This window comes from Streptomyces sp. T39 (assembly GCF_008042045.1).
Taxonomy (GTDB): domain Bacteria; phylum Actinomycetota; class Actinomycetes; order Streptomycetales; family Streptomycetaceae; genus Streptomyces.
On record NZ_RDBP01000051.1, the window covers coordinates 9060 to 18267 of the forward strand.

The 9208-nt window shown below is 70.9% G+C and carries 9 protein-coding genes and 3 pseudogenes; 10 read left to right on the plus strand and 2 right to left on the minus strand.

Annotated features, from left to right (window positions below; translation table 11 throughout):
- The 8 genes from EAO77_RS31340 to EAO77_RS31375 form a co-directional block, all read left to right on the plus strand.
- Positions 1-792, plus strand: a 792-nt coding sequence (locus EAO77_RS31340; RefSeq protein WP_147991774.1) for an MlaE family ABC transporter permease, incomplete at its 5' end; no start/stop codon positions are given.
- Positions 793-795: 3 nt separating this feature from the next.
- On the plus strand, positions 796-1599 hold the full coding sequence (locus EAO77_RS31345; RefSeq protein ID WP_147991729.1) for an MlaE family ABC transporter permease: 804 nt from the start codon (positions 796-798) through the stop codon (positions 1597-1599).
- On the plus strand, positions 1596-2834 hold the full coding sequence (locus EAO77_RS31350) for an MCE family protein (protein ID WP_147991730.1): 1239 nt from the start codon (positions 1596-1598) through the stop codon (positions 2832-2834). Before EAO77_RS31345 ends, EAO77_RS31350 begins: the two co-directional genes overlap by 4 nt.
- On the plus strand, positions 2831-3862 hold the full coding sequence (locus tag EAO77_RS31355; RefSeq protein ID WP_147991731.1) for an MCE family protein: 1032 nt from the start codon (positions 2831-2833) through the stop codon (positions 3860-3862). Before EAO77_RS31350 ends, EAO77_RS31355 begins: the two co-directional genes overlap by 4 nt.
- Positions 3859-4911, plus strand: a complete 1053-nt coding sequence (locus tag EAO77_RS31360) for an MCE family protein (RefSeq protein ID WP_147991732.1) — start codon at positions 3859-3861, stop codon at positions 4909-4911. Before EAO77_RS31355 ends, EAO77_RS31360 begins: the two co-directional genes overlap by 4 nt.
- Positions 4908-6017 (plus strand): MCE family protein, encoded by a 1110-nt coding sequence (locus EAO77_RS31365; RefSeq protein ID WP_147991733.1) that lies wholly within the window; start codon positions 4908-4910, stop codon positions 6015-6017. Before EAO77_RS31360 ends, EAO77_RS31365 begins: the two co-directional genes overlap by 4 nt.
- Before the next feature lie 89 nt (positions 6018-6106).
- Complete coding sequence (locus EAO77_RS31370) at positions 6107-7177, plus strand: MCE family protein (RefSeq protein WP_261994230.1); 1071 nt, start codon at positions 6107-6109, stop codon at positions 7175-7177.
- Positions 7177-8358: an MCE family protein gene (locus tag EAO77_RS31375; RefSeq protein ID WP_147991734.1), complete on the plus strand. Its 1182-nt coding sequence runs from the start codon at positions 7177-7179 to the stop codon at positions 8356-8358. The genes EAO77_RS31370 and EAO77_RS31375 overlap by 1 nt, the downstream gene beginning before the upstream one ends.
- Positions 8359-8461: 103 nt before the next feature.
- Here EAO77_RS31375 and EAO77_RS41535 read toward each other — a convergent pair.
- A pseudogene (locus EAO77_RS41535) lies at positions 8462-8629 on the minus strand (ABC transporter permease); the annotation flags it as partial.
- Here EAO77_RS41535 and EAO77_RS41540 point away from each other — a divergent pair.
- Positions 8559-8750, plus strand: a pseudogene (locus tag EAO77_RS41540) (hypothetical protein); the annotation flags it as partial. The pseudogenes EAO77_RS41535 and EAO77_RS41540 sit on opposite strands and share 71 nt — an antisense overlap.
- Before the next feature lie 111 nt (positions 8751-8861).
- On the opposite strand, the pseudogene EAO77_RS41545 reads toward EAO77_RS41540, so the two are convergent.
- A pseudogene (locus EAO77_RS41545) lies at positions 8862-9035 on the minus strand (ABC transporter permease); the annotation flags it as partial.
- On the opposite strand from EAO77_RS41545, the gene EAO77_RS41550 reads away from it, so the two are divergent.
- Positions 8950-9208, plus strand: a 259-nt coding sequence (locus tag EAO77_RS41550; RefSeq protein ID WP_410088742.1) for an ABC transporter permease, incomplete at its 3' end; no start/stop codon positions are given. The pseudogene EAO77_RS41545 and the gene EAO77_RS41550 overlap by 86 nt on opposite strands.

Here is a 9208-nt window from a genome sequence, read left to right on the forward strand (position 1 = left end):
GCCCCGCCCGCGCCGAAGCCCCCGTCGAGGGCGCTCGCCCCGCTGCGCGAGACCGGCCGGCTGTTCGCCCTCGCCGCCACCGTCACCCGTGCCGTCTTCCGGCGCCCCTTCCAGCTCCGCGAGTTCATCGAGCAGTTCTGGTTCGTCGCCAGTGTCACGATCCTGCCCGCCGCCCTCGTCTCCATCCCGTTCGGCGCGGTCATCGCCCTCCAGGTCGGCTCGCTCACCCAGCAGCTCGGCGCCCAGTCGTTCACCGGCGGCGCCAGCGTCCTCGCGGTCATCCAGCAGGCCAGCCCGCTCATCGTGGCCCTGCTGATCGCCGGCGCCGGCGGCTCCGCGATCTGCGCGGACCTCGGCTCCCGCAAGATCCGCGAGGAACTCGACGCCATGGAGGTCATGGGCGTCTCGCCCATTCAGCGACTGGTGGTGCCGCGGGTCCTCGCCACCATGCTGGTGGCCGTCCTGCTCAACGGCATGGTGTCCGTCGTCGGCACCCTCGGCGGCTACTTCTTCAACGTGATCATGCAGGGCGGCACCCCCGGCGCGTACCTCGCCAGCTTCTCCGCCCTCGCCCAGCTGCCCGACCTGTGGATCAGCGAGATCAAGGCGCTGATCTTCGGCTTCATCGCCGGTGTGGTCGCCGCCTACCGCGGCCTCAATCCGCGCGGAGGGCCGAAGGGCGTCGGCGACGCGGTCAACCAGTCCGTCGTCATCACCTTCATGCTGCTGTTCTTCGTGAACATGGTCCTCACGGCGATCTACCTCCAGGTCGTCCCCCCGAAGGGGGGCTGAGCGATGTCCATGCTCGGCTGGCTGGACCGCTCCGGCGACCAGCTCACCTTCTACCTGCGCGCCCTGTTCTGGATCCCGCGGACCCTGCGCCGCTACCTCAAGGAGGTCCAGCGGCTGCTCGCCGAGGTCGCCTTCGGCAGCGGAGGACTCGGCGTCATCGGCGGCACCATCGGCGTGATGGTCGCCATGACCCTGTTCACCGGCACCGTCGTCGGCCTCCAGGGATATGCGGCCCTCAACCAGATCGGCACCTCCGCCTTCACCGGCTTCGTCTCCGCCTACTTCAACACCCGCGAGATCGCCCCGCTCGTCGCCGGACTCGCGCTCTCCGCCACCGTCGGCGCGGGCTTCACCGCCCAGCTCGGCGCCATGCGGATCAACGAGGAGGTCGACGCACTGGAGGCGATGGGCGTGCGGTCGATGCCGTACCTGGTGACCACCCGCATCATCGCCGGCGTCGTCGCCATCATCCCGCTCTACGCCATCGGGCTGCTCAGCTCCTACGTGGCGTCCCGCTGGATCACCGTCCTGTTCAACGGCCAGTCGGCGGGCACGTACGACCACTACTTCAATCTCTTCCTCTCCCCGGACGACGTGGTGCTGTCCGTCCTCAAGGTGCTGATCTTCAGCGTGATGGTCATCCTCGCCCACTGCTACTACGGCTTCCGCGCCTCCGGCGGCCCGGCCGGCGTCGGCGTCGCCGTCGGACGCTCCGTGCGCAACGCCATCGTGCTCATCAGCGTCACCGACTTCTTCCTCTCCCTCGCCATCTGGGGTGCGACCACGACGGTGAAGGTGGCCGGATGAGCACGCAGAAGATCCGACGCCGTCTCGCGGGAGTGGTCTTCCTCCTGCTGCCCGTGCTGCTGGTGGGTCTGTCCGTCGCCGTGTACGACAAGCAGTTCAGCGACGACGCCACCGTCACCGTGCTCACCGGATCCGTCGGCAACGAGATGCACAGGGGCGCCGAGGTCAAGCTGCGCGGCGTCGTCGTCGGCGAGGTCCGCGACATCACCGCCGACGGACGGGGCGCCCGGCTCACCCTGGCCGTGAAGCCCGGCGAACTCGACCGCGTGCCCGCCGACGTGACCGCGCAGATGCTGCCCACGACCCTCTTCGGAGCCCGGTTCGTGGCCCTCGTGCCGCCCGCGCACAGCACCACCGCGGACACCCTGGAGCCCGGCGACACCATCACCCAGGACCGCACCGCCAACGCCATCGAACTGGAGCAGGTCCTCGACGACGTGCTGCCGCTGCTCACCGCGGTGAAGCCGGAGAAGCTCTCGGCCACCCTCACCGCCGTCTCCCAGGCCCTCCAGGGCAGGGGGGACCAGCTGGGCAGCACGCTGGAGACCCTCGAAGGACACCTGGAGCGGCTCAACCCGCATCTGCCGGTCCTCAACCGGGACATCACCCAGCTCGTCGAGGTCAGCCATCTCTACGCCGACACCGCGCCCGGCATTCTGGACGCCCTCACCGACTTCACCACCACCAGCAGCACCATCGCCGACCAGCAGGCCGAACTGGCCACGCTCTACGGCTCCACCACCAAGACCGCGCAGGACGTCACCTCGTTCCTCCGCAAGAACGAGAACAACCTGATCCGCCTCGCGGCAGCGAGCCGCGACACCCTCGAACTGCTCGCCGAGTACTCCTCGTCCTTCCCGTGCACCCTGCGCACCCTCGCCGGGTTCGTGCCCGCCATGGACAAGGCCCTCGGCAAGGGCACCGACCAGCCCGGACTCCATGTGACCGTGACCTCCGTGCCGTCCCTCGGCAAGTACGTACCGGGCAAGGACACACCCGTGTACGACGCGACCGGCGGCCCCCACTGCTACACCGTGCCCTACACCGGCCGGCCCGCGTCGGCCGCCGCGGACGCCGCGTCCGAGAGCCTCGGCCTGCCGAACTCGCCGCAGGAGAACCGGCTCGTCAACGAACTTCTCGCGCCGGACCTCGACACCGCGCCCGCCGAACTGCCCGACTGGAGCAGCGTGCTCACCGGGCCCGTCTACCGGGGCACGGAGGTGACGCTCAAGTGAACCGCCGCAGCCTCACCGGACCCATCGTCAAATCGCTCGCCTTCATCCTCGTGACGGTCCTCGCCACCACCGTGCTGGCCCTCGGCATCGCCAACACCGGCGTCGGGGACACCATCACCTACAAGGCGCGCTTCACCGACGCCACCGGCCTGATCGAGGGCGACAGCGTCCGCATCGCCGGCGTGAAGGTCGGCCAGGTGGAGTCGGTCGAGGTGGCCGACCGCCGGGTCGCCGAGGTCACCTTCGCCGTGCGCAAGGGCCGGGTCCTGCCGGTCACCGTCACCGCCTCCATCAAGTACCTCAACATGGTCGGCCAGCGCTACATCGACCTGGACCAGGGGGCGGGGCCGATCGGCAGCGTCTTCCCCGCGGGCGACACCATCCCGCTGGAGCGCACCAGCCCGGCGCTCGATCTCACCCAGCTCTTCAACGGCTTCCAGCCGCTCTTCGAAGGTCTCGCCCCGGACGAGGTCAACGACCTGGCGGGCTCCATCGTCCAGGTGCTCCAGGGCGAGGGCGGCACCGTGGACAGCCTCCTGCGGCACGTCGGCTCGCTCACCACCACCGTCGCCGCCAAGGACAAGGTCATCGGACAGGTCATCCAGAACCTCAACACCGTCCTGAAGACCGTGAACGACCGCGAGGACGGCTTCGACGACCTCGTGGTGACGCTCCGGAAACTGGTCACCGGCTTCTCCGGCGACCGCAAACCGCTCGGGGAGGCCGTCGTCGCCATGGGCGACCTGACCACCGTCACCGCCGACCTCCTCAAGGACGGCCGGGCCCCGCTCAAGCGGGACATCGCCGAACTGGGCCGTCTGTCGCGCGAACTGGACAAGGGCAGCGGACAGATCGAGAACTTCCTGGCGAAGACGCCCGCCAAGATGCAGGCCGTCACCCGCCTCGCCTCGTACGGCTCCTGGCTCAACCTCTACCTCTGCGAGGCGAGGATCACCGGCGTCGCCACCTCCGACGGCAGCCCGCCGCCCACCGGCATCGCGATCACCGAGCCGAGGTGCCTGGCATGAGAGCACTCCCGCGCATCAAGCCCGTACGGGACCGCAACCCGGTCGCCGTAGCCGTCGTCGGCCTGCTCGTCATGGCCCTGCTCGGCATCGGCGCCTACCGCGCCGACTCACTGCCGTTCACCGGTGACACCACCTCCTACACCGCCGAGTTCACCGAGGCCGCCGGGCTCGACGCGGGCGACGAGGTCCGCATCGCCGGCGTCAAGGTAGGCCAGGTCACCGGTGTCGCCCTGGACGGCGACAAGGTCGAGGTCCGCTTCGACGTCGAGGACGCCTGGATCGGCGACTCCAGCACCGCCGCCATCGCCATCAAGACGCTCCTCGGCGAGAAGTACCTCGCCGTCGCCCCCCTCGGCAGCGGCCGCCAGGACCCGGGCGAGCGCATCCCGGCCTCCCGCACCACCAGCCCCTACGACGTCACCCAGGCGTTCAACGGGCTCGGCGAGACGATCGGGAAGATCGACACGGCCAAGCTCGCCGAGAGCTTCGACGCCATCTCGACCACCTTCGAGAACTCGCCGCCGAACGTGCGGAGCGCCGCCACCGGGCTCTCCGCCCTGTCCCGCACCGTCTCCGAGCGCGACGCCCAGCTCGCCCTCCTGCTGCGCGAGAGCAAGAAGCTCACCAGGACGCTCGACGGCAAGAAGAGCAGCTTCGAGACCCTGCTGGAGGACGGCAACCTGCTCCTCGGCGAGATCCAGGCCCGGCGCGACGCCATCCACGCGCTGCTGACCGGCACCAGGAGCCTGAGCACCGAACTCAGCGGTGTCGTCGACGACAACGACCGGCAGCTGAAGCCCACCCTCGACGCGCTCGGCAAGGTCACCGCCGTGCTGCTGAAGAACCGCAAGAGCCTCGACGCCACGCTGAAGCTCGCCGGACCCTACTACCGCCTCGTCGGCAACACCCTCGGCAACGGGCGCTGGTTCGACACCTACGTCTGCGGCCTCGTGCCCCGGAACTACCTGCCCGCCGGCACACCGCCCGAGACCGGGTGCATGCCGCCCAAGCCGCAGCAGCGGACCGAGCCGTCAGGCGGTGGATCGTGAACATCAGACGCATCGTCGGCATCGGCGCCGGTCTCGCCGTGGTCGCCGTCGCCGGGACCTCGGGGGTCATGGCCTTCGACGCCTCCGGATCCACCCGGATCACCGCCTACTTCGAACGCGCCACCGGCGTCTACGAAGGCTCCGACCTGCGGGTCCTCGGAGTCAAGGTCGGCACCGTGGACACCGTCGTCCCCGCCGGCGAACAGGTGCGCGTCACCCTCCTGCTCGACGAGGACGTCAAGGTCCCGCACGACGCCCACGCCGTCGTCGTCGCCCCCAGCGTGGTGGCCGACCGCTACATCCAGCTGGCGCCCGCCTACACCGGCGGCGACACGCTCGAGGACGGCGCGGTCCTGCCCGCCGAGCGGAACGCCATGCCGCTGGAGGTGGACCAGCTGTACGAGTCGATCACCGAACTGTCCACGGCGCTCGGCCCGAAGGGCGCCAACGCCGACGGCGCCCTCGCCCGGCTCATCGGCACCGGCGCCGCCAACCTCGACGGCAACGGCAAGGCCATCGGCGACTCCATCGAGCAGTTCGGCAAGGCCGCCCGAACCCTCGACGGCAGCAGCACGGACCTCTTCGACACCCTGGCCCACCTCCAGTCCTTCACCACCATGCTGAAGAAGAACGACGGCAACGTCGCCAAGGCCGAACAGCAGCTCGCCTCCGTCACCGGCTTCCTCGCCGACGACAAGGAGAACCTCGGCGCCGCACTCAAGGAACTGGGCACCGCCCTGAAGAAGGTCAAGGCCTTCATCCAGAAGAACCGGGGAGCGCTCAAGGAGAACGTCGACGCCCTCGTCCCGCTCACCCAGACCCTGGTCGACCAGCGCGCCTCGCTCGCCGAGGCCCTCGACACCGCGCCGCTCGCCGCGGGCAACGCCCTGAACGCCTACGACCCCGCCCACCGCACACTCAACGGCCGCGCGAACATCAACGAACTCAGCTACGGACCCGAGATCGTGATCCCCGCCGAGACCACCGGCCTCACCGGTCTCGTACCGGTGGACGCCGACCGCCGCACGGCACTGCCCGGGCTGCCGCTGCCCCCGGTGGGCACCGTCTGGGGAACCCCCGGCAAGAAGGCGGGAGAAGCCCGGTGACCACGACACCCACACCGTCCACGACCCCCGCGGAGGGCACCCCGGCCGGACCGGCGCCCCGCCGGCGCCCCCGCAGACCGGCGCTCGCCCTGCTCCTCGCCCTCGGCCTCACCGCAGGCTGCTCGGCGCCCCAGATGTCCGGCCTCGACCAACTGCCCCTGCCCGGCGGCGCCGACCTCGGCGACGACCCCTACGAGATCACCGCGGAGTTCGCCGACGTCCTCAGCCTCGTCCCGCAGTCCGCGGTCAAGGTGAACGACGTCGCCGTCGGCCGGGTCACCCGGATCAGCCTCGACCAGGAGGACTGGACGGCCACGGTCACCATGCGCATCAACGGCAGGGTGCGCCTGCCCGCCAACGCCTTCGCCCACCTCGAACAGTCCAGCCTGCTGGGCGAGAAGTACATCCAGCTCAGCCCGCCCGCCAAGGACGCCACCGGCACCCTCGCCGCCGGTGCGGCCATCCCCATGAACCGCACCAACCGCAACCCCGAGGTGGAAGAGGTCTTCGGCGCCCTGTCCCTGCTCCTCAACGGCGGCGGCGTCGCCCAGATCAAGACCATCGCCACCGAACTCAACAAGGCCATCGGCGGACGCGAGCCCCGGATCCGTTCGCTGCTGAAGCGGCTCGACGAACTGGTCACCAGCCTCGACGCCAACAAGGGCGACATCACCAAGGCCCTCGACGGGGTCAACCGGCTCGCCACCACCCTCGCCACCCGCAAACAGGACGTGGGCACCGTGCTCACCGACCTCAGCCCCGGCCTCAAGGTGCTGGAGAAGCAGCGCGGTTCGCTGCTGACGATGCTCCGCTCGCTCGACACCCTCTCCGACGTCGCCGTCCGGACCATCACCACCTCGAAGGCCGACACCATCGCCGACCTGAAGGCCCTCGCGCCCACCCTCAAGGCACTCGCCGACTCCGGCCGGAACCTGCCCGACTCGCTCCAGGTCATGCTCACCTACCCGTTCACCGACGAGGTGCTGCGCGGCATCAAGGGCGACTACCTCAACGTCTACCTCGACACCACCGCCGTCCCGGGCACCACCGTCATCCCGGAGTTCGTGCCGGACGACGACGAGCCCGCCGCGGCGGCCCGGGGCAGGGCGCCGCTCCCGCTGCCCTCCGTCACGGGCACCACAGGGGAAGGGAGCCGCTGATGCTCACCCTCGCCACCCGCCTCAAGAACCTCGCGTTCCTCGTGATCGCCGTGCTCGTGCTCGGCTTCCTCGGCGTCCGCTACGCCGACCTCGGACACCTCGTCGGGTTCCGCGACCACTACACGGTGCGCGTCCAGCTCCCCGCCACCGGAGGCCTGTTCACCCACTCCAACGTCACCTACCGCGGGGTCTCCGTCGGCCGGGTGGGCCCCATCCGGCTCACCGACGACGGAGTCGAGGCCGAACTGCGCATCGAGGACTCCGCGCCCCGCATCCCGGCCGATCTGGAAGCCGTCGTCGCCGGCCTGTCCGCCGTCGGCGAGCAGTACATCGACCTGCGGCCGGCCGCCGATGCCGGCCCCTACCTCGCCGACGGCGCCGTCATCGACCGCAGCCGCACCCGCATCCCCGCCCCCGTCACCGATGTCCTCACCAGCGTCGACGACCTCGCCTCCTCCGTCGACCTGGAGGCGCTGCGGACCGTGGTCGACGAGTTCGGCACCGCGCTCGGCGGGCGCGGCGACGACCTCCAGGTCCTCCTCGACCACGGCAACGAGTTCGTCCTCGCCGCCGACCGGGCGCTGCCCGTCACCACCCGGCTGATGGCCGACGGCGAGACGGTGCTGCGCACCCAGGCCGAGCAGGGGCAGGCGCTCCGCGGCTTCGCCGACGGAGCCTCCGAACTCGCCGCGCAGCTCAAGGACTCCGACACCGACCTGCGCAAGGTCATCGCCACCGCCCCCGACGCCGCCGGCCAGATCAGCGGGCTGCTGCGCGACCTCGACCCGTCCTTCGGCGTCGTCGTCGCCAACCTGCTGACCACCTCGGAGGTCGCCGTCACCCGTCAGCGCGGGATCGAGGAACTCCTGGTGACCCTGCCCGCCGTCGCCGCCGCCGGCGCGACCGCCGTCACCGCGGAAGGAGCCAGGTTCGGCATGTCCGTCACCTTCTTCGAGCCGCTGCCGTGCACCGACGGCTACGAGCGGACCGAGTACCGCAACGGTCTGGACACCACCCCGGCCGGGGCGACCGACACCCGGGTGCGCTGCACCGCGGCGCCCTCCACCGGAACCGGTGTCCGCGGCAGCGCCAACGCCCCCGACGGCGGCGGTGTGCCCGACCGTTGCGGTACTCGGTCCGCTCGTAGCCGTCGGTGCACGGCAGCGGCTCGAAGAAGGTGACGGACATGCCGAACCTGGCTCCTTCCGCGGTGACGGCGGTCGCGCCGGCGGCGGCGACGGCGGGCAGGGTCACCAGGAGTTCCTCGATCCCGCGCTGACGGGTGACGGCGACCTCCGAGGTGGTCAGCAGGTTGGCGAACCAGAACTGCTCGATGAACTCGCGGAGCTGGAAGGGGCGCCGGAAGACGGCACGGGTGACGGTGGCGGCGAGGGCGAACAGCCGGCCGGTCTCGCGCAGCGGGGCGAGCGCCCGCCGGCCGGTCTCGCGCAGCGGGGCGAGCGCCCTCGACGGCTCGCTCACCCAGCAGCTCGGCGCCCAGTCGTTCACCGGCGGCGCCAGCGTCCTCGCGGTCATCCAGCAGGCCAGCCCGCTCATCGTGGCCCTGCTGATCGCCGGCGCCGGCGGCTCCGCGATCTGCGCGGACCTCGGCTCCCGCAAGATCCGCGAGGACGCTGGCGCCGCCGGTGAACGACTGGGCGCCGAGCTGCTGGGTGAGCGAGCCGACCTGGAGGGCGATGACCGCGCCGAACGGGATGGAGACGAGGGCGGCGGGCAGGATCGTGACACTGGCGACGAACCAGAACTGCTCGATGAACTCGCGGAGCTGGAAGGGGCGCCGGAAGACGGCACGGGTGACGGTGGCGGCGAGGGCGAACAGCCGGCCGGTCTCGCGCAGCGGGGCGAGCGCCCTCGACGGGGGCTTCCGCAGCGGGGCGAGCGCCCTCGACGGGGGCTTCGGCGCGGTCATCGCCCTCCAGGTCGGCTCGCTCACCCAGCAGCTCGGCGCCCAGTCGTTCACCGGCGGCGCCAGCGTCCTCGCGGTCATCCAGCAGGCCAGCCCGCTCATCG

Bases quoted from the DNA above. Each gene is read 5' to 3' on its own strand.
- EAO77_RS31345 (WP_147991729.1), top strand. From the start codon at position 796: ATGTCCATGCTCGGCTGGCTGGACCGCTCCGGCGACCAGCTCACCTTC.
- EAO77_RS31375 (WP_147991734.1), top strand. From the start codon at position 7,177: ATGCTCACCCTCGCCACCCGCCTCAAGAACCTCGCGTTCCTCGTGATC.
- EAO77_RS31360 (WP_147991732.1), top strand. From the start codon at position 3,859: ATGAGAGCACTCCCGCGCATCAAGCCCGTACGGGACCGCAACCCGGTC.
- EAO77_RS31350 (WP_147991730.1), top strand. From the start codon at position 1,596: ATGAGCACGCAGAAGATCCGACGCCGTCTCGCGGGAGTGGTCTTCCTC.